General features: G+C 47.7%; 26 protein-coding genes and 1 tRNA gene. 11 read left to right on the forward strand and 16 right to left on the reverse strand.

All coding sequences use genetic code 11. From position 1 onward, the window contains the following. Positions 1-38 precede the first annotated feature (38 nt). Both nfo and AC5SLM_RS04885 read right to left on the reverse strand, forming a co-directional pair. Positions 39-887 carry a deoxyribonuclease IV gene (nfo, locus tag AC5SLM_RS04880; protein ID WP_495249810.1) on the reverse strand — a complete coding sequence of 283 codons (849 nt, stop codon included), beginning with the start codon at positions 885-887 and terminating at the stop codon, positions 39-41. Next, a complete protein-coding gene (locus AC5SLM_RS04885; RefSeq protein ID WP_495249811.1) occupies positions 884-1,366 on the reverse strand; it encodes a hypothetical protein in 483 nt (160 codons plus the stop codon). The genes nfo and AC5SLM_RS04885 overlap by 4 nt, the downstream gene beginning before the upstream one ends. A gap of 183 nt (positions 1,367-1,549) precedes the next feature. Here AC5SLM_RS04885 and AC5SLM_RS04890 point away from each other — a divergent pair. Continuing rightward, positions 1,550-1,624: transfer RNA gene (locus AC5SLM_RS04890), tRNA-Glu, on the forward strand. 68 nt (positions 1,625-1,692) lie between these two features. Here the strand turns inward: AC5SLM_RS04890 and AC5SLM_RS04895 are convergent. Further along, positions 1,693-2,124, reverse strand: a complete 432-nt coding sequence (locus AC5SLM_RS04895; protein WP_495249812.1) for a MarR family winged helix-turn-helix transcriptional regulator — start codon at positions 2,122-2,124, stop codon at positions 1,693-1,695. Between the two features lie 90 nt (positions 2,125-2,214). Here AC5SLM_RS04895 and AC5SLM_RS04900 point away from each other — a divergent pair, with 90 nt between their 5' ends. Then, positions 2,215-3,390, forward strand: coding sequence for a TsoY family (seleno)protein (locus AC5SLM_RS04900; protein WP_495249813.1), 1,176 nt, complete (start codon positions 2,215-2,217; stop codon positions 3,388-3,390). A gap of 25 nt (positions 3,391-3,415) precedes the next feature. On the opposite strand, the gene AC5SLM_RS04905 is transcribed toward AC5SLM_RS04900, so the two are convergent. After that, entirely contained in the window at positions 3,416-4,144 is a 729-nt protein-coding gene (locus AC5SLM_RS04905) for a class I SAM-dependent methyltransferase (protein ID WP_495249814.1), read from the reverse strand. 114 nt (positions 4,145-4,258) lie between these two features. Between AC5SLM_RS04905 and AC5SLM_RS04910 the strand changes: the two genes are divergently transcribed. Beyond that, positions 4,259-4,654, forward strand: coding sequence for an acyl-CoA thioesterase (locus AC5SLM_RS04910; RefSeq protein ID WP_495249815.1), 396 nt, complete (start codon positions 4,259-4,261; stop codon positions 4,652-4,654). A 2-nt stretch (positions 4,655-4,656) separates the two neighbouring features. Here the strand turns inward: AC5SLM_RS04910 and AC5SLM_RS04915 are convergent, their stop codons facing one another. Further along, positions 4,657-5,028 carry a Fur family transcriptional regulator gene (locus tag AC5SLM_RS04915; protein ID WP_495249816.1) on the reverse strand — a complete coding sequence of 124 codons (372 nt, stop codon included), beginning with the start codon at positions 5,026-5,028 and terminating at the stop codon, positions 4,657-4,659. A 161-nt stretch (positions 5,029-5,189) separates the two neighbouring features. Between AC5SLM_RS04915 and AC5SLM_RS04920 the strand changes: the two genes are divergently transcribed. The 5 genes from AC5SLM_RS04920 to AC5SLM_RS04940 all read left to right on the forward strand — a co-directional run bounded on the left by AC5SLM_RS04920 (position 5,190) and on the right by AC5SLM_RS04940 (position 11,205). Then, positions 5,190-6,089, forward strand: coding sequence for a metal ABC transporter solute-binding protein, Zn/Mn family (locus AC5SLM_RS04920; protein ID WP_495249817.1), 900 nt, complete (start codon positions 5,190-5,192; stop codon positions 6,087-6,089). A 60-nt stretch (positions 6,090-6,149) separates the two neighbouring features. Continuing rightward, positions 6,150-8,171 (forward strand): sensor domain-containing protein, encoded by a 2,022-nt coding sequence (locus AC5SLM_RS04925; RefSeq protein ID WP_495249818.1) that lies wholly within the window; start codon positions 6,150-6,152, stop codon positions 8,169-8,171. Positions 8,172-8,174: 3 nt separating this feature from the next. Further along, positions 8,175-9,509, forward strand: a complete 1,335-nt coding sequence (locus AC5SLM_RS04930) for a nickel/cobalt transporter (protein WP_495249819.1) — start codon at positions 8,175-8,177, stop codon at positions 9,507-9,509. A gap of 126 nt (positions 9,510-9,635) precedes the next feature. Then, positions 9,636-10,409, forward strand: coding sequence for a metal ABC transporter ATP-binding protein (locus AC5SLM_RS04935; protein WP_495249955.1), 774 nt, complete (start codon positions 9,636-9,638; stop codon positions 10,407-10,409). Further along, the gene (locus AC5SLM_RS04940) at positions 10,402-11,205 is read left to right on the forward strand and encodes a metal ABC transporter permease (RefSeq protein WP_495249820.1); all 804 of its coding nucleotides are present in this window, start codon (positions 10,402-10,404) and stop codon (positions 11,203-11,205) included. The genes AC5SLM_RS04935 and AC5SLM_RS04940 overlap by 8 nt, the downstream gene beginning before the upstream one ends. Here AC5SLM_RS04940 and AC5SLM_RS04945 read toward each other — a convergent pair. Both AC5SLM_RS04945 and AC5SLM_RS04950 read right to left on the reverse strand, forming a co-directional pair. After that, on the reverse strand, positions 11,195-12,094 hold the full coding sequence (locus AC5SLM_RS04945; protein ID WP_495249821.1) for a DMT family transporter: 900 nt from the start codon (positions 12,092-12,094) through the stop codon (positions 11,195-11,197). The genes AC5SLM_RS04940 and AC5SLM_RS04945 overlap by 11 nt on opposite strands. A gap of 185 nt (positions 12,095-12,279) precedes the next feature. Continuing rightward, positions 12,280-12,894: an acetate uptake transporter gene (locus AC5SLM_RS04950; protein WP_495249822.1), complete on the reverse strand. Its 615-nt coding sequence runs from the start codon at positions 12,892-12,894 to the stop codon at positions 12,280-12,282. A 241-nt stretch (positions 12,895-13,135) separates the two neighbouring features. Between AC5SLM_RS04950 and AC5SLM_RS04955 the strand changes: the two genes are divergently transcribed. From AC5SLM_RS04955 to AC5SLM_RS04965, 3 genes are all read left to right on the forward strand, one after another. After that, entirely contained in the window at positions 13,136-13,876 is a 741-nt protein-coding gene (locus tag AC5SLM_RS04955; protein ID WP_495249823.1) for an amino acid ABC transporter ATP-binding protein, read from the forward strand. 166 nt (positions 13,877-14,042) lie between these two features. After that, positions 14,043-14,843, forward strand: coding sequence for a transporter substrate-binding domain-containing protein (locus AC5SLM_RS04960; protein WP_495249824.1), 801 nt, complete (start codon positions 14,043-14,045; stop codon positions 14,841-14,843). 3 nt (positions 14,844-14,846) lie between these two features. Continuing rightward, positions 14,847-15,812, forward strand: a complete 966-nt coding sequence (locus AC5SLM_RS04965; protein WP_495249825.1) for an amino acid ABC transporter permease — start codon at positions 14,847-14,849, stop codon at positions 15,810-15,812. A gap of 32 nt (positions 15,813-15,844) precedes the next feature. Here AC5SLM_RS04965 and AC5SLM_RS04970 read toward each other — a convergent pair whose 3' ends face one another. Genes AC5SLM_RS04970 through AC5SLM_RS05010 form a run of 9 tightly spaced genes read right to left on the reverse strand, consistent with a single transcriptional unit; the run spans position 15,845 to position 23,645 of the window. After that, positions 15,845-16,918, reverse strand: coding sequence for a PilZ domain-containing protein (locus tag AC5SLM_RS04970; RefSeq protein ID WP_495249826.1), 1,074 nt, complete (start codon positions 16,916-16,918; stop codon positions 15,845-15,847). Between the two features lie 54 nt (positions 16,919-16,972). Continuing rightward, the gene (locus AC5SLM_RS04975) at positions 16,973-17,818 is read right to left on the reverse strand and encodes a sensor histidine kinase (RefSeq protein WP_495249827.1); all 846 of its coding nucleotides are present in this window, start codon (positions 17,816-17,818) and stop codon (positions 16,973-16,975) included. After that, complete coding sequence (locus AC5SLM_RS04980) at positions 17,808-18,470, reverse strand: response regulator transcription factor (RefSeq protein WP_495249828.1); 663 nt, start codon at positions 18,468-18,470, stop codon at positions 17,808-17,810. The genes AC5SLM_RS04975 and AC5SLM_RS04980 overlap by 11 nt, the downstream gene beginning before the upstream one ends. A gap of 11 nt (positions 18,471-18,481) precedes the next feature. After that, a complete protein-coding gene (locus AC5SLM_RS04985) occupies positions 18,482-19,243 on the reverse strand; it encodes an alpha/beta hydrolase (protein WP_495249829.1) in 762 nt (253 codons plus the stop codon). A 12-nt stretch (positions 19,244-19,255) separates the two neighbouring features. Then, positions 19,256-19,594: a P-II family nitrogen regulator gene (locus tag AC5SLM_RS04990; RefSeq protein WP_495249830.1), complete on the reverse strand. Its 339-nt coding sequence runs from the start codon at positions 19,592-19,594 to the stop codon at positions 19,256-19,258. Between the two features lie 53 nt (positions 19,595-19,647). Next, positions 19,648-20,175: a peptidylprolyl isomerase gene (locus AC5SLM_RS04995; protein ID WP_495249831.1), complete on the reverse strand. Its 528-nt coding sequence runs from the start codon at positions 20,173-20,175 to the stop codon at positions 19,648-19,650. Continuing rightward, complete coding sequence (locus AC5SLM_RS05000; RefSeq protein ID WP_495249832.1) at positions 20,172-20,837, reverse strand: response regulator; 666 nt, start codon at positions 20,835-20,837, stop codon at positions 20,172-20,174. Before AC5SLM_RS05000 ends, AC5SLM_RS04995 begins: the two co-directional genes overlap by 4 nt. 2 nt (positions 20,838-20,839) lie before the next feature. Next, positions 20,840-22,444, reverse strand: a complete 1,605-nt coding sequence (locus AC5SLM_RS05005; RefSeq protein WP_495249833.1) for a sensor histidine kinase — start codon at positions 22,442-22,444, stop codon at positions 20,840-20,842. Next, entirely contained in the window at positions 22,437-23,645 is a 1,209-nt protein-coding gene (locus AC5SLM_RS05010) for an ABC transporter substrate-binding protein (RefSeq protein WP_495249834.1), read from the reverse strand. The genes AC5SLM_RS05005 and AC5SLM_RS05010 overlap by 8 nt, the downstream gene beginning before the upstream one ends.

The raw sequence follows: 23,645 nt of genomic DNA on the forward strand, positions 1-23,645 counted from the left end.
GAGAAGTTTTATCCACAAGAGGTAAGGCAAAAAATCACTTATGTTGTGTGTATAAATCCCCTAAGCAGGGCAATCTCTTCAGCCCAAATAGCGGGGTCGATGGTTTCTAAAATGAAAGGAATATCCCCTATCCTTGGGTCGTTCATGATGCATTCAAACGCTTCAAGTCCAATCGTCCCCTTTCCCAAAGAGTGGTGCCTGTCCACCCTAGAGCCCAAAGCGGGCTTGGCATCGTTAAGGTGCATGCCCTTAAGGTAACAAAACCCTACAATGCTATCAAATTCTTTTGTAGTTTTAGCATAAGCTTCAGGCGTTCGTATGTCATAACCTGCTGTAAAAAGATGGCACGTATCGAGGCAAACCCCGATGCGCGCCTTATCTTCAACCCCTGCGATGAGGTGAGCCAAATGTTCCCATTTGTAACCCAGATTTGTCCCTTGACCCGCCGTATTTTCGATAACGAGTGTTACATTTTGTGTAAGCTCCAAGGTGCGGTTCAAATTTTCGACAATAGTATCCAAACATGCCGCTTCGGTGAGCTGGTTTAAATGGGACCCAGGATGAAAGTTAAGCTTATCTAACCCCAATTGGTCACACCGCTCTACTTCGTCAATAAACGCCTCTAAGGATTTTTCGCGCGCCTCTTTTTCGGGATGGCCTAAGTTTATCAAGTAGCTATCATGGGCAAGGACATGTTTGGGCAAAATTCCCACACGCGCAAGGTTGGCTTTAAAGGCTTCAATGGTTGCTTCGTCCAAAGGCTTTGCATGCCACTGGCGTTGGTTTTTCGTAAACAAGGCAAAGGCATTTGCGCCGATAGCCTGCGCGTTCAAGGGGGCGTTAAACACGCCGCCACTGGCACTCACATGGGCACCGATTGCTTTCATTCGTTCTCCTTCAACGATGCCATCCGCATCAAAATTCCCCGCTCACTGTCTCGAAACAGCGTGTAAACGGGGGTCACTTCATACACAATCTCGCGCCCGCGCAAGGAAAAATGTTGGCTAAACCCTTGCGCGTTTCTCTCCAAGCCTCTGCTTTCATAAATGGGCCGACCCGAAAGGATCTCTTCCAGAAGTTCAGGATAATGGGGGTCATTGAAAAAGTGGCGGTTAAAGGCGGTTTTATCATAGCAGGTACCATTAAGGCACAAAGAATCTCCCACCACAAGGTCTAAAACCACTTGTCCGGCGGTAAAGACTTGGATGTTAGTAAAGGTCGCACCCTGACGCACAAAGGCCATATCGGAGAGGCGAAGTTGGGGGGTTCTAAGGGTAAGATGGACGCTTGAAGTCTCGTAAATTGGGGCTTTTAACGCGCATCCTGCAAGGAAAAATATACTGCAAAAAAGTATCCATTGCCTCATGCTCGCCTCCATTTCAGGCGGTATTGTAGCATAGAAAAAATAAGGTGTTTTGGTTTGGGGAAAGTGGCCCCAAAAGCCTTACATGTAACGCTTTTGGGGAGACAAAAAAGGTTTTAAAAACCCTCATTATTTTATTCTTTTTTAAGTTTTACTGATGTACAATTCCATCCTCAACAAAAACGTGGCCCATTCGTCTAGCGGTTAGGACACCGCCCTTTCACGGCGGTAACACGAGTTCGAGTCTCGTATGGGTCACCACTTTTCTTCCGCTAAACCGCAACCTCATCGTTTACGAATCATTCCTCTACATTAGACTTTTTCACTGCCTATGACACGTTTTCTTCCCACGCCATCCCTAAGAGTGTTTTTAACTGAGCAAATGCTTCTTTTCCGAGTGTTTGGGCGATTGCTGTTTCAACTTTCTCCATCACCCCTTTTCGGCAGGCCAACAGTGCTTCTCCTTGGGGCGTCATGCAAATCACTTTTTCCCGCCTGTCTTGCCCTTCCCCCAAAAATAAAAAGCCTTTTTTTGCCAAAATCTGCACGCTTTTGTGTACCGCTTGACGGCTAATGCCCAACTTTTTTGCGATGGACGAAATGGTCACTACGCCATGATCCACAAAGGTGAGTATCCCCGAGGAAGAAAGAATATCGTGGTCTTCATACCCGTATGCTTTTGCCTCTTGGCGCGAAAATTCTTCGACCCACGCGAGTTTATCTAAAAGTAAAAATTTAATATCTTGATGGCCCTGCCACATTGTCAACCTCCTTGACAAATTATCTTCCGCACGCTAAACTGTCAACCTAGTTTACAATATGCGGGCTTAAACGCCACCCAAGGAGTTACCATGTCACAAACCCTTTCACTCAAAGAGGACTATTCGCCCCTTTATTTCCTCGCCGCCCTCGGCGCAGGAGGATTGGCGGTCTCATTTTTTATGTACCTTAATTTCCTCATCCCTCGGCCTGGCTTCCCTATGGCCACTGCTGACATTTTGCTAACGTGGGTTAGTGCCAACGCACGCTACGCGCCCTTGATTGTTCTTGCACTCATTGGGATTGTCTATTTTTCTTACAAACACATTGCCCTGTTAGTGTGGAACATCCGCCAATTTCGTCTGTTTAAACAAAGTCCGGACTATAAGGCCCTCAAATGCTCTAATGGTGAAGTCTCTTTGATGGCAATCCCCTTAACGTACGCCATGAGTATCAATGTTGGCTTCGTGCTAGGCGCCACTTTTGTGCCCGGCCTTTGGGGCGTCATCGAATGGCTTTTTCCTATGGCACTATTGGCGTTTTTGGCAGTGGGTGTGTATGCCCTTAAGCTTTACAGTACCTATTTTATGCGCTTGATGATTGAGGGAGATTTTAACCCAACCGCCAACAACAACTTTAGCCAATTGCTTGCCATTTTTGCCTTTAGCATGGTAGGGGTTGGGTTCGCCGCACCTGGCGCCATGAGCACGGTTCCTTTGGTGTCTGCTTTGGGTATTTTTGGTGCCGTGTTCTTTACGATTCTTGCCGTGACCTTAGCACTATTGAAGATTGTCTTTGCCATGCGTGATATTTTTGCTCAGGGGATTCACGCCGAAACAAGCGTGAGTTTGTGGGTGATGATTCCTATTTTAACCCTTTTGGGCATCACCGCCATCCGCGTTACTTTTGGCGTGGCACACAATTTTATGGGACTAACACATGGCGCTAACTGGTTACTCTTTTTACTGGGTTCTACCGTGCTTTCTTTGCAGCTCATGTTTGGATGGATTGGGTACAAAATCATGCAACGGGTCGATTATTTTAACACGTACATTCATGGCCCCACGCGATCTCCTGTGAGTTTTGCCATCATTTGCCCCGGGGTTGCCATGGTTGTGTTTGGCTTTTTCTTTTTAATCACTGGGCTTGTGGCTAACAATATTGTGAGCCTTTATTCACCGCTGTTTTTTGCTCTCGTAGCGCTTTTGGCGTGGGTACAGTGGCTAACTATACGTACGTTTTTTACCCTCAGTAAAAAACTTTTATAAGAGTGTGGCGTACATGTGCGCCACACTAAAACACTAACAAGACCATCTGCGAGTCAATCACATTTTCAACCATACCGTTTTCATCGGCACGTTTTTCAACCAAAACGCGGAGTGTTTCTGGATCAAAACGCACCTCGTTGATGCCCAAATGCCACGCGACATTTTCCACACTCTTTGTGACATCCATGTAGCTTGTGCGCGTTTCTTCCAAAACCTTACATGTAAAGAAAATTCCCTGAGCCTCTAACCACGCTTTGAGCTCAATCCCTCCTCGCGGGGCACGGTATTGGGTACCAAAAGCTTCAAAAATAGGGTCATGCAAGGAAGATTTGCGTTTACCGCCCCAGCCTAAAAAGATTTTTTCTTTAGCGCACGCGTGCATTTTTTCAAACATAGCAGGAGAGCTCACTGCAGGGCTCATGGAGCAAAACGCAAGGTCGTATTGGGCCTTACATGTAAAGGTGTCAAAGCGGTCATGAAGAGGTTGAATGTTATGTATTTCATTACTTTTTGCATCAGATTGTAGGATATTTAGCATTTCTTCCGAAAAATCAAGGGCGTCCACATGGGCCACTTTTTGCGCAAGGTGCAAGGTGTACACCCCCGTACCACAACCAATATCCAACAGTGTTTTGTCCGCAAACTCTACACCCCAAGTCTCCAAGGTGTCAAACACCCGCTGCCCAAAGGCATCAGGAGTGGTCGAGAACCGAACATAATTGGCCGCTTTTTCATCCCACTTGCTTTGGCTCATAGTATTAACCTTCTATGTTTTTCACGATAGTAACGTGCGGTGGGTTAAAAGGCGCTAAAGAAGCTGTAATGCACATTATCACTTTTAGGTATACTTACACTAAAAAGGAAGGTTATGCATCCTCGTTTTTACTACACCCTCACCATCCCCAAAAGTGCCATCGACATCAACGGTCACGTCAACAATGTCTTGTACGTTCAGTGGATGCAAGACGCCGCTACGGCGCACTCTCAAAGCGTGGGCGACACTATCTTGCGTCAGCAAGAAGAAGGCTCTACGTGGGTGGCCAAAACCCACACCATCGACTACCTCAAGCCCGCCTTTGAGGGCGAAACCTTGGTCATTCAAACCTGGGCGGAGAGTTTTCGTAAGGCGGCAAGTGTACGCTTGTATCGGTTTTTACGCGGGGAGGAAGAGATTGCCAAAGCAAGCACGGTGTGGGTTTACATCGACACACAAACCCTGCGCCCCAAGGCCATCCCAGACACGGTGGTTTCTCGTTACATGTAAGGCTACTGGCAGGCTTTGCATGTCCCTTTTAAAATAACACTTTTTACCGCATTGCCCTCACTGGCTTTTGGGATAGGCACGTTGGTACAACGCACTTCGTGACAGGTTTCACAGATGAAATGGGCGTGGTTTGCAGGAGAGAGTTCAAAATACCATTTGCGGTCATCTGATTCAAATTTAGTCACCAACCCCTCTTTTTCAAAGATGCTAATGGCACGGTAGAAGGTGGCCTTGTTGATGGGCATTGGCATTTGTTGCGTGATTTGGTCGTAGTTAAGGGGGGCTTTGGCCTGTTGCAACACATCAAAAATCGCCACCCGCGCAGGCGTTGGTTTGATGTTATGGGTAGCAAGTTGCGTTGATACTTCGTTCATATGTTCCTCTTTTGTGCATCCAAAAATGCTTTTACATGTAAGGATTTTTCACTTTCAAACCCGCATCATAACGCATTTTTTGTTAAGGTGCAACTAAGTTGCTTTCACCTATACTTTTGCAACTTAGTCGCGCCAAAAGCGCACCATAACAAGGAGAAAAAATGATACGTTTGTTCGTAGCCCTTAGCCTTATTTTAGGTTTTTCGTATGCTAAACCTTTGGTGAGCGTGAGCATCTTGCCCCAGCACTATTTTGTAGAAAAAATTGCCGGAGACACCGTTGAGGTCAACGTCATGGTCCAACCTGGCCACAGCCCGCACACCTACGAGCCACGCCCAAGCCAAATGGCACAGTTGGAAAAAAGTGCGCTCTATTTTGCCATTGGTGTTAACTTTGAAGATGCATGGATTCCCCGCTTTAAAAGTGCAAATCCAGCGTTAGTGGTGGTTGAAACTGACCACGATGTGCCAAAACAACCCATCGCAAACCACACCCATGAAGAAGACGATCATGGACATGACCATGCGCACAAAGACGACCACAAGCATGACCACGAAGACGAACACGCGGCATACAGCCTCGACCCGCACATTTGGCTTGACCCCATGCTTGTCAAAATCCAAGCTAACGCCATCGCTAACGCCCTCATGAGCACTTTCCCTCAGCACAAAGCATTGTATGAGGCCAATCTTCGGGCTTTTGAAGCAGAATTAGACGCCTTGGATGCACAGATTCGCACCAAACTCGCGGGAATAACACACCGTAAGTTTATGATTTTTCACCCTAACATGGGCTACCTTGCCACGCGTTATGGCTTAGAGCAAGTTGCCATTGAAATCGAAGGAAAAGAGCCCAAACCCGCTGCTTTGGCTGCCTTAATTGAAGAAGCGAAGCGCGAACACGTGCACATTATTTTCGTCGCACCACAATTTTCCACCAAAAGTGCCCAAGTGATTGCCAAAGAAATCGGCGGAAGTGTCGTACCCCTAAACGCGTTATCTAAAGATTGGGAAAAGGAGTTACTTAAGAGTGTCAATGCTTTAGCCGCTGCCTTGCGCTAGGGCTTTTCGTTGGGATGTTTTTTCGCTACAATGATGCTTTTAAACGCGTAAGGAGCAGATGTGGCGGACGTGGAGAATCATCCCAACTTTACCTTCTCGGAGCTAAAGTTATTTTTGGAATTTAGCCCAAGCGTCTATTTTAAATGGGATAACGATTTCCTCCATTCTGTTTTGCTTGTTAGCCCCTCTGTTACCAAAACGCTCGGGTACGACCCCCACATGCTTGAATCCCAAGCCTTGCATTACAAAGACTTAGTCCACCCTGAAGACTTAAACCGTGTTACACAAGAGTTGCTTCAGCACAAAGAGGTTGATGTTTTCACCCACCAGCCCTATCGCTTGCGCAAAAACGATGGCAACTACGTGTGGGTAGAGGACACCACCCAAGTCTTGCGTGATGAAAGAGGGGAAGTGCTCTACTTTTTGGGAATTGTTTCAGATATCTCCTCCCATGTTTTTAACACCAAGGGCCTCATCAAAGTCACCGCATTTTTAGAAAACTATAAAAAAGCCCTCAACGAAAGCTCTATTATTACCAAAAGTGACCCCAGAGGAATCATCACCTATGTCAATAAAAACTTTTTAGAAATCACTGGCCACACCATCGAAAGCCTTATTGGCAAACCCCATAGCGTCAACCGCCATCCCGATACCCCCAAGGAAGTCTTTCGCCAAATGTGGGAAACGCTAAAAGCAAAAAAAGTGTGGAAAGGCATCTTGAAAAACCGCAAAAAAGACGGTTCGCCTTACTGGGTAGACATGACCATCTTGCCCATGCTAGATGACCAAGGGGAATTAGTGGAGTACATCGGTGTTCGCCACGACATCAGCCCTATCATGAAACAGCGCGAAACCATCTTGCGCCAAGCCTTCACACACCCCCTTACAAAACTTCCCAACCGTGAAAAACTGCTAAAAGACATTGCCGAAACTTCCCCGTGCGCTTTGGCGCTACTAGATGTGGATAAATTTAGCCAAATCAACAACCTATACGGATACAACAACGGCGACACTATTCTCACAACCCTTGCGCAAAAAATCCAAGCATTTTTGGCACCGTTTGGACGTTTTGCCCTCTACCATCTTAGTGCAGATGAATTTGCCATCACGGCAGACAAAGAGTGCCGCTTGGGCTTTGAGGCAGTAGCGCGCGGGCTTCTTGAGAGCATCGACCACACCCAGGTACAAGTGGAAAACATGTACGTGATGCTTGACATTAGTTGCGGCATCTCCTTTGAACCTTCCGCGCAGCTGTTGCAAACAGCCAATATCGCTATGAAAGAAGCCAAAACACAGCGGGAAGACATCGTTGTCTACAGCGTCGATTTATCGCGCCAAGCAGAATACGAGTCCAATATCGCGTGGGGTGCACGCTTGTACAGCGCGCTCAAAGACAACCGCGTCGTGCCCTACTACCAACCCATCATTAACAATAAAACCTTACGTTGGGAAAAATTTGAAGCCCTTGTGCGCCTCAAAGAGGGGGAGGACGCGGTCTATTCTCCTTTTTACTTTTTAGATATTGCCAAGCAAACCAAGCAATACAAAGCCCTCACCCGCGCCGTTGTCGAAAAAGCTTTTGAGGCCTTTAGCGTACGGCTTGAGGATTTTTCTATCAACCTTTCCATCGACGATATTTTAGATGTCAATACCCGCACTTTTTTGTTTGAATCCATCAAACGTTACCGCCTTGGGGAGCGTTTGGTGCTTGAGATTGTGGAGTCTGAGGGCATTGAAAACTTTGAAGAAGTCACCGCGTTTATCGATGATGCTAAAGAGCTTGGGTGTCGGATTGCTATCGATGATTTTGGCACAGGCTACTCCAACTTTGCCTACTTGCTTCGCCTAAAGGCCGATTACATCAAGATTGACGGTTCTATGATTGAAAACCTTGCAACAGACCGCAACAGCCGACTCATCGTACAAGCCATCGTCATCTTTGCAAAATCCATCGGCCTTAAAACCATCGCCGAATTTGTCAAGGACGAGGCCACGTTTAACGAAGTGGTCAAGCTTGGCATTGACTATTCCCAAGGGTATTATTTTAGCCCACCCCTCCAAGAACCCCCAAAAATGGCTTAAATCATGCGTATTTTGATTGTGTTTTGCATCAGTGTTGCCGTTGCTTTTGGTTGTGCCTTGTGTGCGCTGTACACCCCCACTTCGCACACTTTGGTGGCCTTTTCTGTGGAAGAAAACACCCTCAAAGAAATCAGCATCACGTGGGAGTTTTCCGAAACGTTTACAAGCCAAACCTTGCAAAATTACGACGCCAATGCCAATGAGCGTTTTGACCACTCAGAACTTGAAACCGTCAAAGAGGTGCTGCTTGATTACATTGGGCCAAGAAACCATGTGAGCGAACTCTCCTACTACACGGGCACCGAACACAACACGCGCATTCCTTTACATGTAAGCCATGACGCCCTTTATGTGCAGCACGAAAAGCTTTTTTACACCTACACCGTCCCTACAAACCTTCCTTTGCACGCTGGCCTTGTCCTCAAAGCCGAATTTTACGATGCGGGCGGGTTTTTTGACTTTCGGGTCGCACCCCAAAGTGCCTATAAAATCACGCCCCAACTTTGGGTTTCTGCCAACATCAACAACTTTGTTGTTTACTACGAATTCGACACCTCACCCACCCATTATGCCTACGCACCACCCCCTGAAAAGGTCGCCCCTGAGCGCTCGTCCTATCTGGCATTTTTAGAAACCAAGCTCCTTGCCTACACGGACCAACTCAAAACCTTGCTCAAAGAGGCAACCCAAAGCCCAAGCCTTAGCACGCTTTTTCCTTTGGTGTTCGTGGCGTTTTTGTACGGGTTTTTTCATGCGGCTGGACCAGGGCATGGCAAAACCTTGGTGGGGAGTTATTATGTGGCGCAAGGAGGACGCTGGCAAGAAGCCCTATGGCTAAGTGTGCGTATCGGTGTGGTGCACGTGTTAGGGGCGTTTTTGTTGGTGTTAGTGAGTTTTTATGGGATTCAAACCTTTGTGAGCAAACTCTTAAGCGACGTCACCCTCTACACCACACGCCTCAGCGCGACCTTTATTATCTTGATTGCCTTTTGGATGCTTGCCTCGCGACTTATCAAGCGTGACCACGAACACCACTGCGGCTGCCACGCCTGCCGTCCCAAATCGGGCTGGGGTATTGTCTTGGCTGCGGGGATGGTACCTTGTCCTGGAACGGTCGTGATTTTCATCCTCGCCTTTACCCTAGGCAGTTACACAGCAGGATTTTTGGGAGCACTGAGCATGGCACTGGGCATGAGTACGGTGATTTTTGCCGCAGCCCTTTTGGGCCAGTCCATCAACACCTCATCACGGTGGCAAGGGCTTTCTGTCGCGTTGGAGTGGGCCGCGATTGTGCTGCTTTTGGGATTGGGCATTTTGATGCTCGTTGCGTCTTTTTAATTTAGATACGCTTTTGGAGCAAAGCTCAAAAAGCGTATCTAACGCTAAGTTCCCTTCGGCAGGGGGCCCGCGCACCTTTGGTGCTTTTTCTATGCAACCAAGTTGCATTTTGGTATACTTCCACCCATGAATGCTTTACATGTAACCGACCTTTCCTTTGCTTATGGCGCACAATCTGTCTTAGAACATGTTTCACTCACCTATACATGTAAAGACTTCCTAGCCATCATCGGCCCCAATGGCGGGGGTAAGAGCACTTTGCTTAAACTCATTTTAGGACTCATTGAACCCCAAAGTGGCACCTTACAGGTCTTTGGCAAATCCCCTAAAGATGCCACAAGTGAACTTGCCTATGTCCCCCAAAACACTAACACTAACTTGCATTTTCCCATCACCGCCTTTGAAGTGGTTCTCATGGGATGCTTAAAACCGCGCAGTTTTGGGTTTTTTTCCAAAGCCGACAAAGACAAAGCCGCTGATGCGCTAGAGCGTGTGGGGATGCGTAGCTTTGGCAACGCCAAAATCGGTGAACTCTCAGGCGGCCAACGCCAACGGGTTTTTATCGCCCGTGCCTTGTGTGCCCAAGCAAAACTTCTGCTCCTTGATGAACCCACGGCAAGCGTGGACACCGAAGGCCAACGGCATATTTTTGAACTGCTACAAACCATCAACAAAACCATGGGTGTCATTGTCGTGAGTCATGACATCAACGTCGTATTGGGCTATGCCACTAAAATCGCCCATATCAACCGCCAACTCTACATGCACGATGCGCCCTCGCAAGCCACCAAAGAAGCCATTCTATCCACTCTGCATAACGCCCAAGGCCACCTGTGCCCCGTGGAACTTATCAGCGCGCACACGTGCACCCATCCTGATCACAAGGCGCCCCATGCTTGAGATGCTCTCTTACAGTTTTATGCAACACGCCCTCCTAGCAGGGGTGTTTGTGAGTATTTTATGCGGGGTGATTGGCACGCTAGTGGTGGTCAATCGCATGGTGTTTATCGCTGGGGGCATCGCCCATGGGGCGTATGGGGGCATTGGGATTGCCTTTTTTATGGGCCTTTCGCCCTTGCTTGGCGCGGGGGCATTTGCTTTTATTTTGGCACTCATTATTGCGGCGATTACCTTTAAAAACAAAGAGCGCATTGACGCGGTTATTGGGGCGTTGTGGGCCTTTGGGATGGCCGTTGGGATTGTCTTTATCGACCTCACCCAAGGGTACAATGTGGACTTGATGAGTTACTTATTTGGGAGTATCCTAAGCGTCCCTCAAAGTGACGTGTGGGCCATGGGTGGTATCACGTTATTGGTCGCAGGCGTGGTGGGCTTTTTTTACAAAGAACTCCAAGCCATGAGTTTTGACCCCGAATTTGCCCAACTTCGGGGCGTTCCTGTAAAGCTTTTGTATTACGTGTTAGTGGTGTTAGTCGCCCTGTGCGTGGTGGCAACCATCCGCGTGGTAGGCTTGGTATTGGTCATTGCCCTGCTCACCATCCCCCCTTACATCGCGGAGGGATTTTCCTCCAAATTAGGCGTGATGATGCTTCTTTCTGCTCTGATGGCAACCCTTTTTACCCTAGGAGGCCTGTGGCTCTCCGTCGCTTACGACCTCACCTCTGGCGCGTCTATCATCCTTGTGGCTTCCCTTTCGTTTTTCCTTGCCCTTGGGGCAAAACGTTTTAAAACATAGCCTTTTTAGTTTCGCGCTTGGTGCGTAGATACGTCCCCAACTCCGCTGTTAAAATCCCCGCCAAAATCAACGCCGCGCCAACAAGTTGCGCGCTATTAAGCACTTCGTTAACCCACAAATAGCCTGCAATGCCCGCGCTCACAGGCTCCATGGTAAAGATGATGGCCGTTTTTGCCGGCGTGGTGAAACGCTGCATGGCGGTTTGAACAAAAAAGGCGAACACCGTCGCAAACACGGCGGTGAGGATGATGGCTTCAAGGAAAATCCCCTCAAAAGCCGCAGGCAACAATTGCCCATCAAACACAAGAGCGCCCACCAATGACAAAAGAGTCACTACGCCAAACTGGATGACCACGAGCACGTAAATGTTGCAATGCTTGACATAATAGGCCGTGCAGGAGATTTGAAGGGCAAACATTAGTGCACAAATAAGTGCGTACACTTCACCAATGCCCAGCCCAATCTCCCCTTGGACGGAGAGCAAATACAACCCCACTGCGGCCACCACCGCACCGAGCGTAGAGTAAATAGTAGTGCGTTTTTTAAAAATCACGTAGACCAAAAAAGGGACAATCACCACATTAAGCCCCGTAATAAAAGCCACCGTGGAAGAGTACGTGTAGGTTAGGGCAAAGGTCTGAAAGGCAAAACCAAGAAACAAAAACGTCCCAAGCACCATCCCGCCCACCACGCTAGCACGGTCAATGGCACGCAAATGTTTTGCAGCCAAGAGCGCCATCAACCCCGTGGCACACAAAAAGCGCCAAAACAAAAATACATACACCGGAGTCTCTTCCACCGCTTGTTGCACGGGCACAAAGGTCAACCCCCACGCAATGGCCACCAACAACAACGAAAAGTCTGCACCAAACTCTCTTAGCTTCTCCACGCGCCACTCCTAGGTGTTTTAAAAGCGATATTGTAGCGCACAAACGCGAAAAAAGGATTATTTTAAAAGGGCTTTAGGGTTAATTTTTACGCATGCAACGCACGGTGTTTTGTTTACATGTAAAAGGGATGTAAGGATGTCAGCCGTTATTGCCAACACCCTTACATGTAAGGGTATTTGAGGGGTTAATGGGTTTTAAAAATCCCCAAAGGTTTGCCAAGGGGCAAAAACTCTTTTCCAAAATGGCGGTTGAGCACTATGGCACCTGACCCGTAAAAAGAGAGCAGCGCAATGCCAAGTTCCGCCCATGCCGCAAGGGTGTGGGCTCCTGCAAACAGACCAAAAACGTCGCCAATGAGTCCCAAGAAAAGCAGGTCAATGAGGATGAAGATTGCCAACAAGACTTTGTTGGTCTCCACCGCACCAATAGTCATAAAAAGGGTAAAGATAAGGTACCCCACAAAGGCAAAACCAAGTTGTTTGATGTCTGCTTGGGAAGCCAACACCTCGCCAAAGGCTCCCATTTTAATCATCCACGACAAGGCCACCCCAAACCAAAAAAAGCCGTAAGCCCCAAAGGCGGTAGCCCCAAAAACGTTGTTGTGTTTAAAATCAAAAATACACGCCATCAGCTGCACAAACGCACCTAAAAAAATAGCCCACGGCAGCACTAACGACACCCCCTCAGTAAGCCCCAATTTTTGAGAGGAAGCCACCAATGTAACCATCGCCAAACCAAAAAGCCCCAACGGTGTGGGATCAGCAACCACCGTTTTAGTGTAGTGAATATCTTGTACCACAAAATCTCCATGTGAAGGTAAAATAAACGGCGCATTATACTGCGTGTTACCAATATTTGCGTGATAAAGTCGCCATGATTACTAAGGCATACCACTAAAGAGGGGAGGCTTTCTTACATGTAAGGCCCTGCTTGTTTCAAAAGCGCCATTCCAGCCCGTGGTGTTTAAAAAATAGGCGGTCCTTTTGCCTTAGTTTTAGGAACTTTGGCTAGAATTAACTACTTTTTATGGAAAGGTAGCCATGAGTGAACCCATCATTCAGATGAAAAACGTTCAGAAATTTTTTGGAGATTTTCACGCCCTCAAAAACATTGATTTTCACGTCAACAAAGGCGAAATTGTCGTCATTTGCGGCCCAAGTGGAAGCGGAAAATCTACCCTGATTCGCTGTATTAACCGCCTCGAAGAGATTGACAGCGGTGAGATTACCCTTGATGGGCACGATATTTACAACAAAAAAAGCAACCTCAACCACATCCGCGCAGAAGCGGGAATGGTGTTTCAACATTTTAATTTATTTCCCCATTTGACCATCATCGAAAACATCTCTATCGCGCAAATGAAGGTGAAAAAAACCTCTAAAAAAGAAGCTAGAGCCACCTCTATGAAGCTCCTAGAACGCGTGGGCCTCGCCCACAAAGCGGATGGCTACCCTAACGAACTCTCGGGGGGTCAAAAACAGCGCGTTGCCATCGCACGCACGCTGGCCATGAAACCCAAAATCTTACTCTTTGATGAACCCACTTCTGCCCTAGACCCTGAGATGATTGGCGGTGTATTGGACGTGATGCGAGAACTGGCTAAAGAAAACTACACCATCGTGTGTGTCACCCATGAAATGGGCTTTGCCAAAGAAGTGTGTAACCGTGTGGTGTTTATGGATGAGGGAGTGATTTTAGAAGAAAACGACCCTGAGAGCTTTTTTGCCTCCCCGAAAACGGAGCGTGCGAAGAAATTTATTCAAGAAGTATTAGTCCATTAAAAGACACTGACTCAATGGGATTTTGAGCGGATTTTTGAGGCCTTGAAACGTTCAAGACGAACGTTGGCCGAGAATCCTCGGAGGTTTGTCAAGGATGGCAAACCAAGAATGAGTGAAAAAGCCCATTGGGTCAGTGCCCATTAAAAAATTTTCTAAAGGAGTTTGTATGAGAAAACTGTTAGCGATGCTTATGGTGTTTTTTGGCATCCAAGCAATGGCGGGTGATTTGGAGTTGTGGAAAAAATCTGCACTCAATAAAATCATCGAACGTGGTGAGTTGATTGTTGGTCTTGAACCTGGCTATATGCCCTTTGAAATGCGCGACAAACAAGGTAACATCATCGGGTTTGACGTGGACATGGCAAACGAAATGGCTAAGGCCATGGGTGTCAAACTTACCCTTGTCCCCACCGCGTGGGATGGCATCATCGCAGGATTACTCGCTGGCAAATACGACATCATCGTCTCAGGCATGACTGTTACCCAAGAGCGTAACTTGCGCATCAACTTTGCCAACCCGTACATCAGTGTAGGCCAAACCCTCTTAGTTGACAAAAAACACGCGGGCAAAAGCTGGCGCGACCTTGACACCCCTAACCACACCATCGTAACAAAACTTGGCGTGACGGGTGAAATCGCAACACGCCGTATGTTCCGCCGTGCCCAAATCCGCACCTTTGAAACCGAAGCGGATGGCGCCCAAGAGTTGCTCAATGGCAACGCAGACGCCTTTGTCTATGACAAACCTTACAACGCTATCTTTATGGCTGAAAAAGGCAAAGACCGCATCATTCACCTTGACGAAGAACTTACGTTTGAACCCCTTGGTTGGGCAATTCGCAAAGGCGACCCAGACTTTATCAACTGGCTCAACAACTTCCTCACACAGATGAAGGGTGATGGACGCTATGAGCGCATTTATGACCGCTGGTTTAACGACGACGCGTGGTTGAAACGAGTACTCTAGTTCATGGCCAAACAGCACACATCCTTGCTTAAAAACAAAACATTCGGACACCTTGTGTCCGTCTTGTTTTTTGTTGTGGTGGGGTACGCGTTCTTCACTTCCGCTTCCAATATGAATTACATTTGGAAGTGGAACAGCGTCCCTAAGTATTTTGCCCACGAAAAAACAAGCGTTATCGATGCTCCGTATGATGGCGTTGTGAGTGTAAAAGAAAATAAAGTCACCATTGAAGGCTTTGAAGGGGAGCGGACCATTGAGATACCTAGCGGGTATGACATCAAAGTTTATGATGGCGCCACACTCTTTGAATACGACATCATCGCTTCTTCGACACAATGGGAACCTGGACCTCTTCTTTTAGGCCTATGGGTCACCTTGGAAGTTTCCGTTATTTCCGCGATTTTAGCGTTGTTTATCGGAACCTTTGTGGCCTTTATGCGCATGTCTAGTTACCAATTTCTCAATGACATTGCCGCGGTGTACATCACGATCATCCGAGGCACGCCCCTTTTGGTGCAGATTTTTATATTTTACTTTATAATCGCAACCATCTTTGAACTCGACCGTTTCGTAGCAGGTGCGCTGAGCCTTGGGATTTTCTTTGGAGCGTACATTGCCGAAGTCTTACGCGGTGCCATTCAGTCTATCGACAAAGGCCAATACGAAGCGGCCAAATCTTTGGGGATGAATTATGGCCAAACCATGGCCTTTATCATCATGCCTCAAGCCCTTAAACGCGCCCTTCCTACCCTCGTAGGTGAGATGATTGCGCTGGTTAAAGACTCCTCCCTTGTGTCGGTCATCTCCATCACCGACCTGACTAAGGTAGGACGTGAGATTGTCGCTAACACCTTTTCACCCTTTGAAACGTGGCTAGTGATTGCGGGGATGTATTTTAGCATCACGGCAATCCTCTCTTACATTGGCCACCGCATCGAAAAAAAGATGAAAGAACAAGGCGGCATGTAACCTTACGCGTTGTACATGTAAGGATTTTTTCCTTACATGTACTCTTGCAACTCCCGTTTTAGCGTCTCAATCACCTCTTTTTCCCGCTCTTTGACAAACTGGGTAATGTGGGCCTTGCTGGTGGCGTCTGTTTGCAGTTTCATACAGTAACGGTACGCGCCGTTGTATTCAAACACATTCACCACGGTTGCCTTAACCGCAATCGCCACCTTTGCTTGGGTGGAAGGCATAATGACCTCAAAACTCACCTCTACGCTATCGTGGGCTTGGATGGTGTGGTTAAACATGCTCACCACGCCCACGCCACCCACCGAGAGGTCAAACAAAATCCCTTCAATGGCTTGGTTGCTTTTCGCATCCACCAAGGTCACTTTTGCTACCGTATTGGGGTGCACCCGAGAGGATTCCCGTTGCGCGGCGGGCATGTTGAGCAAGTAGACAAAATTGGTAAGTGTTACCTCATGTTGTACCATGTTGCAAAACACAATGTCCGCTTTCACCGGCTTGCTAAAAAACTGATTTTGCACGATGTAGGCTTTGTTGTCATGCTTCATCGCCAACTCTTGCAAGGGGTCCATTTTAAACACCACCTCTTCGTCTCCCACCTCTACAATGGTCGCCTCCGAGGCAATAGGAACGCCCTCATAGAGGTTCAAAAACGTGATGGTTTCGTGTTTGTTATGGATGTTAGCAAACACATCAAAGATGTTGTTATGGATGAAAAATCCCGCTTCTTCGCCAAAAGAAATACTCTTTACATGTAAGGGAAAATCGCAACATTCTTTGACATCAATCACAAACCGTGAGGAAGAAAGAAGTTCAATGAGTTCTAAAATCCACGATTCGTATTTTGCTTGGTTAATCAAATACAACCACGCGCGAGCTAAGACCAAGGAGGCCTCCATGGCGCTAATCTCTTGAAGGAGCTTTTCTTTTGAAGGAATGCTTGGAAGGTAAATTGCTTCGTAAAACGCCAAGAGCGCAGGGGTGAGTTCAGGGGTGGGCTCTTGCCTTAAAACGCTAAAGCACGCTTCTAAAAACCCTTGTTTTTGGGATTCAAAAAAGGATCTAACCTCAGCACTTTGAAGGGGATGCGACGTTTTCATGGTATTCCTTGGCACGGCTAGGTGGTAAAGTGCGTAAAGACGCAATTAAGGGCATTATAACGCATCTTTTTCATTTTTTGCTAGAACCTTCTCAAGGTGCAAACAGACCTGCGTACCCGTGTTTTCTTTTGAAACAAGAGTGATAAAAATTCCATACGCATCGCAATAAGCCTTCACCATACTCAGCCCCAAGCCATAGCCTACCCCGTGAGGATTTGCTTGATAGTAGCGGTCAAACACACGAAACCGTGTTCCCTCATCCATGCCCACGCCCCCATCTTCCACGCACAACTTTGCCCCCTCAAGGCGCACACGCACCCATCCTTGGGCATGGTTGTATTTGTAAGCATTGCTAAGCACATTAGAAACGCTTTGTTCAAACCCAATTCTGTCCGTGTGGATGATGGTCGGCACGAGGGTTGTGCTTAGCGTAATCTTTCCTTGCATTCCACTGCAACGAACCAAACACGCTTCAACCGCCATTTTTGCATCAAAGGTTTCTTCTTTTACCAACCGAATCTCACGCTTAATGTAATACTCCATTTGCTCATACAAGGCGTAAAGGTTGGTGCACGCTTGGGTGATACGCCCAAGGCGCGTGAGGGATTTTGCCTCTTGGGTGGTTTTTTCCAACAAATGCACGTTGGTTTTGATGGTCGCTAAAGGCGCGTTGAGCTCATGTAAGGTTTCACGCACAAGGCGTTCTAAGAGATGGTTGGTTTGAAACAAAGGAGAAAGGAGGTAAGAGGCAAGAAAAGGGCTCATCAGTGCCGCCACACCAAGCGCCACACCCCATCCCACCCAAATCCCCCACAACCAAGCGCTTCCTAATCCCGCACTTGCCACTACCGCCATAGCACTAAAAAGGACGCTTGCTTCCTTTAAAACACTACGCTTCAAAGCGGTATCCAAGCCCTCTCACATTGGTAATAGCTTCTTTGCCAAAGATTTTTTTGAGGTTATTCACATACACGCGCAAAGCCCCTTCACTGGGCTCTTTTGACACACTCCATAAGCGCTCTATAATCATCTCTTTGGTCACAACCTTGCCGCGGTATTCTAACAAAAGGGTTAAAAGCTCTATGTCTTTGGGGTTAACATTGAGCTCGTCGCCATTTTTTAGCACCCGCTTGTGGCGCGTGTCAAGGCAAAAGGTTTCGTTAATCACAAGGGGCGCGTGCGCAAAACCACTGCGCATAAGTAGCGCACCGATGCGGCATTTTAATTCTTCTAAATCAAAGGGTTTTTTTACATAATCATCCGCCCCTACCGCGTACCCCTTAAGTAAAGTGGGCGTATCTTTAGCGGAAGTAATGACCATCGCAGGGGTGGTGTCACCGCCTTCACGCAACAACCGCAAACACTCAAGGCCATTCATGTCGGGCAAATTAATATCCAACAAATACACATCAAACCGGGTGCGGTAACTCGCTTCGATGGCCTTTGCTCCCGTATGAAACACGTGCGCGTGGTAGCCGTAGCATTCCAAAAAATCCTGCAAGGTTTCGCCTAAAAGCACATCATCTTCCAAAACTAACACGTTAGCATTCATCGTGTTCCTTTTTAAAACGTGAGGATTTTCTCCATGATACGCGCCTTTTCAAAAGCAGACAAGACCTCGCCATGGGTGGTTTCTTGCAAGGTTACATGTAAGGCGAGGTGAGGAATCTTTTCCCTCAACGCTAACAGGTGTGGCCGAGGTGTTATGGTGTCTCCCTCAACTTCCACTAAAAACACGGATGCGCTCACATGGGGCATGTACTGGGTGGACTCAAAAGGATGCCGAATGAGCCAATCAATAGGAAAATACGGGTACGACGCTTTGGCAAGAGAACGGATGGAATCATAAGGCGTAATCAACACCAACTTTTGCACCGGACGATTGGCCGCAAGGTACGTAGCCACGCCTGTGCCAAGGCTTCGCCCCATCACAATCACGTCGCGCCCTTTAGCAAAGGCATCATACACACGCAACGCATCGGCAAACAAGGCTTCTTGGGAGGGCTTGCCCTCAGATTTTCCGTACCCACGGTAATTAAACGCTACCACTTCCACATCAGAATCAAGGTGCAACACAATGCGGGTAGCATCGTCCGCATTGCCGCCAAAATAGAGCAACACAGGCCCACTCTCATGGGCACGCCGTTTGCCCTCTAGCACAACATTTGGAGCAACCTCAAGGCGCACCACCTCGCACTCTGTGCACGAAAAATCCAACGGTGTTTGAATGGCTGCTGCGTTAAAAATCTGACGTTCTTGGGTAAGGTACATGTATACCAGCGCCCCAAGATACACCGCCAACGGAAGAATGAGCCATTTGAGCATCAGCCTTTCCCCTTAAATCGCCTCGTCGCCCTCTTCGTTTGTTCGGATGCGCACCACGCGCTCAATGGTACTTACGAAGATTTTTCCATCCCCAATCTTGCCCGTGCGGGCGGATTCGGTAATAGCATCAATCGCCACTTGCACATCGGCGTCTTTGACCACCACTTCAATTTTTACCTTGGGTAAAAAATCTACCACATACTCTGCCCCACGGTACAATTCCGAATGCCCTTGCTGGCGTCCATACCCCTTCACTTCACTCACGGTCATCCCCGTGATTTCAAGTTGCGTAAGGGCGTCTTTGACTTCTTCTAACTTAAACGGTTTGATAATAGCTTCGATTTTTTTCACGTAAACTCCTGCGTATTTTGGGTGATTGTAGCACGTTTTATGTAACGGGACTCTTATTTAATGGTAATACTAAGAATCGTCTGATTCTCCACAGGACGGTCGCCAGACCCTACCCTTGTGCGTTCGATTTTGCGCACCACGTCCATGCCTTCCACCACTTCTCCAAAGATAGTGTGGCGACCGTTAAGCCATGCTGTGGGAACGGTGGTGATGAAAAACTGGCTTCCATTTGTGTTAGGGCCCGCATTGGCCATGGCCAAGATACCGGGGCGATCAAACACAATATTGGGACGAAACTCATCCTCAAAAGGCTCGCCCCAAAGCGAAACACCCCCGCGCCCTGAAGCCGTTGGGTCACCCCCTTGAATCATAAAGCCTTTAATCACACGGTGAAAAACGGTGTTGTCGTAGTAGTTTTTCTTGGCCAAGCCTACAAAATTTTCTACCGTTTTGGGAGCAATTTCTGGAAACAATTCCACCACAATTTCCCCTTGGCTTGTTTGAAACACTGCCGTACGCTCTTGTGCCCACGCCCCCAATCCAAGCAACACCACCAATAGACCAATCTTAAACATTCTCATGCCTCTTCCTTTCCAATCAATTCACTTTGTTTAAAACGGTAGACTTTGTTTTTCACTTTTTCCAAAATCCCCGCCCCAATCATTTGTTTAAACATATTCACAACCGTCGGTTTGCTCACGCCCACCTCTTCCATGATTTCATAATAGGAGCCGTGAAAGACATTGTCTTTGTCTCGTCGGTCAATGATGAAGCGTAAGATGGCTATCTTTTTTCCGCCAATGAGCGCGGATAATGCCTCCACCACGTGAGCGCAGCCTTCAAGTTTTTTGCCTTGAATCTTAGGCAACAACGTCGTGTACAGTGTGCTAATAAGGTCTTTGATGTTAATGGGCTTGGTGATAAACCCTTCCACCCTTAGTTTGATGGCTTCTAGCAAGTAGTCTGTCTCTGTAAAGGCTGTTGTGATGATTACGGGTGTTGTTTTATGGTGTTCGTTGCGCAAGGCTTTTACCATCGCGATACCATCAAGCCCAGGCATCATGATGTCGGTGATGATGAGGTCAAACTCTCGCTCTAGGGCAAGGGCAAGGCCCTCTTTGCCGTCCTTTGCTACGGCAATTTCTTTCACAAAATCTGCAAGGATAAGCCGTGTTTGCTCTCGTACACTCGCTTCGTCTTCCACGTACAAAATCACACATTCTTTTAAACTGTTTAAATCCATTGTTACCCCTTTGTTGGCACTTCTTGTGTTGGAATTTTGATTTCTATTTTTGCACACGCTTCGTAGTCTTGGCCCTTAAATTGGTACGCCGTATTGAACGCGCGAATGGTCCCGTGCATCTGATTTTCGATGATTTGCTTGGACATATACAGCCCAATCCCTGTGCCGCTGGCTTGGTGTTTGGTGGTAAAATAAGGCTCAAACATCCGTTCTAACACCTTCGCGGGAATCCCCCCACCATTGTCAATCACACGCACGCAATTTACCTGTTCTGCTTGTTCAATCTCCACCACAATCCACCGCTCGCCTTGTACTTTTTCAAGGGCATCTTTGGCGTTGGAGAGCAGGTTCATCATCACTTGCGAAAACTCATTGGGGTACCCAAAGGCTTCACAATCACCCTTACATGTAAGGGTGATTTCGATGGCATCTTTGGCGTAAAAATTGCGCATCATCGCGACGGTTTGGTTAATGTTTTCACACAGGTTAAACACTTGCTTTTCCCGCCCCGTATGAAAATAATTGCGAAAATCATCGATGGTTTTTGACATGCTATTGGCAAGCATCAAGCCTTGTTCCACTTGCGCGTCTACAAAGGGTTCGTCCAATTTGCCATGCATTTGCTTGGTTTGAAAACTTTGGATGAGCAACGCAAGGGCATTAAGAGGCTGGCGCCACTGGTGGGCAATGTTGCCAATCATCTCTCCCATGGCCGCAAGACGCGACTGACGGTACATAATCTCATCTTTTTGGCGGCTTTGTTCAATCTCATAAGCCACCCGTTTTTCAAGGCCTTGATTTAGCGTCACCAATTCTTTGGTTTTTTCTTCGACGGTTTTTTCCAGATTGGCATACAAGGAGCGCATGTGCTGTAAAATGATGGCGGCAAACAGCGCTGCTACGATGATGGCCAACATCACTCCCATGATAATCCACTCAAAGGTACTAACATACACCCGTTCCGTACGGTACTTGCCCGCATTCGCCGCTTCAAGAGAAAAGTGAATGAGTTGGGAGAGGTGAATATTGACCGAGTGAATCGCGGGGTAGAGGGACTCGCGCAACAAGGTAAAGGCCTCTTCTGTTTCATACCCCTCAAAATGCTCAAACATCGCTTCCAAGATGGCGTTGACCCGCACAATACGCTCTTCAGTCCGCCCAATCAAATCTTCCTTAAGGGTTAGCGTGGCACTCTCTTTGTGCGCTTCGGGTGCCAGCCCCCAATTGCGAAATATCTGCACAATCCAATCGCTCTCATCAATCTCCAAACTTGCTTTATACTCCCGCCAACTTCGGTACACCAACTCTTGTGCTAGCTCAATCACCCGCTTGCCATCCCTCACCCCAACTTCGTTACCCTCAATCTCGCGCAAGGTGTCTAGGATATTGACCGTGTAAACGTCCTTGAGGCTCTCAAGTTGAATCATCGGCAAGGTGTATTTGCTATACAAGATATCAAATTCGTACTTCATGCGGCTTAGCCCCAAATGGGCAAAACTTCCCACAAATAACATCCCGCTCACCAATATCATGAACAAAAGCGTTGTTTTGCGCGGCACGCTCATGGCTTGTAAAGAAGCGAAGGTTTTCATGAACCACTTACTCATCGTTGTACACCCCAATGACTTCAAAGGCTTCATTACGGTACTGGGTAATGTACACTTCATCCAAGCATCCGCAATGGTTCTCTTCCTTGGTCAAAATCTGCTGCTTTGATGCTTGCAACGCCATAGCTTCCATGGCTTCTACAAAGTCTTCTTTGCGAAAGCGTGGGCCAAGGGATTCAAAGAGGTTTGTCACCATTTGGGCCGCAAGGTACCCCTCTAAAGAAGCAAACCCAATCGCTTCTTGCGAATAATGGTGGCGCATACTGCTGCGGTAACGCTCAAGCCCTTCCCCTTCTCCCCACGGCAAGGGAACCACTTGCGAAAAAATCAAATTAGACGCCACACATTGCAAGTCAATCATAATCGTCTGGGCCGAAGCAAAGGAGATAATGGCCTTGGTCGCGCGGCTAAGTGAGGTGGTAACAGAACGACGAATAAACTCCACCACAGGCCGTGCCGTACCGATCATAATCACCGCGTCAGGGTGGGTGGCTTCAAGCTCGTAGATGGCGTGGCCCACCGCCAAGGTGTTGCGTTTATAACTCCCCTCACCCACCAAACGCATCCCGCGCTCTTTGAGCAGTTCCTTCACCGAATGCAACCCCGTGTGCCCAAAACTGTCATTTTGGTAAAACACAGCGATGCGCCCGTAGCCTTTTTCATCAATCAAATGGGACAACAAGGCTTTGATTTCCAAGTGGTACCCTTTGCGCACGTTTAAGATCAAAGGTTCAAGAGGATCGCGTAAAAACGAAGCACCCGAAACAGGGGCGATAAGCGGGGTGTTGTGGGAACGCATCAATGGCAAAATCGCTTGGGTTGTGGGTGTGCCCACCAGTCCAAAAAGGGCAAACACCCGTTCTTCTTCAATCAACTCTTGGATATTCTCAAGGGTGATTTTAGGCTCATACTGGTCATCTTTTGCGATGAGCCGCACCGTGCGTCCGTGCACGCCGCCTCTGGCATTAAGGTCTTTAAAAAAGGCGTCCGCCCCTTGGTGAAAGCTCCTGCCAAGGCCACCAAGATCCCCCGAAAGGGCAGCGGACATGCCAAGGCGTATCTCATTTTCTTGGTAGGTATCGTAATGACGAAAGACCAACCATAAGGAAAAAAAGGCGAGGGTAAGGACGAAAATAAGCTGTTTCATGATGATGGTATAATAGCACCCAAAACGTATAAAATGACTTAATAGGTAAAGCAA

It is taken from the genome of Sulfurospirillum sp. HTRB-L1, assembly GCF_059415125.1.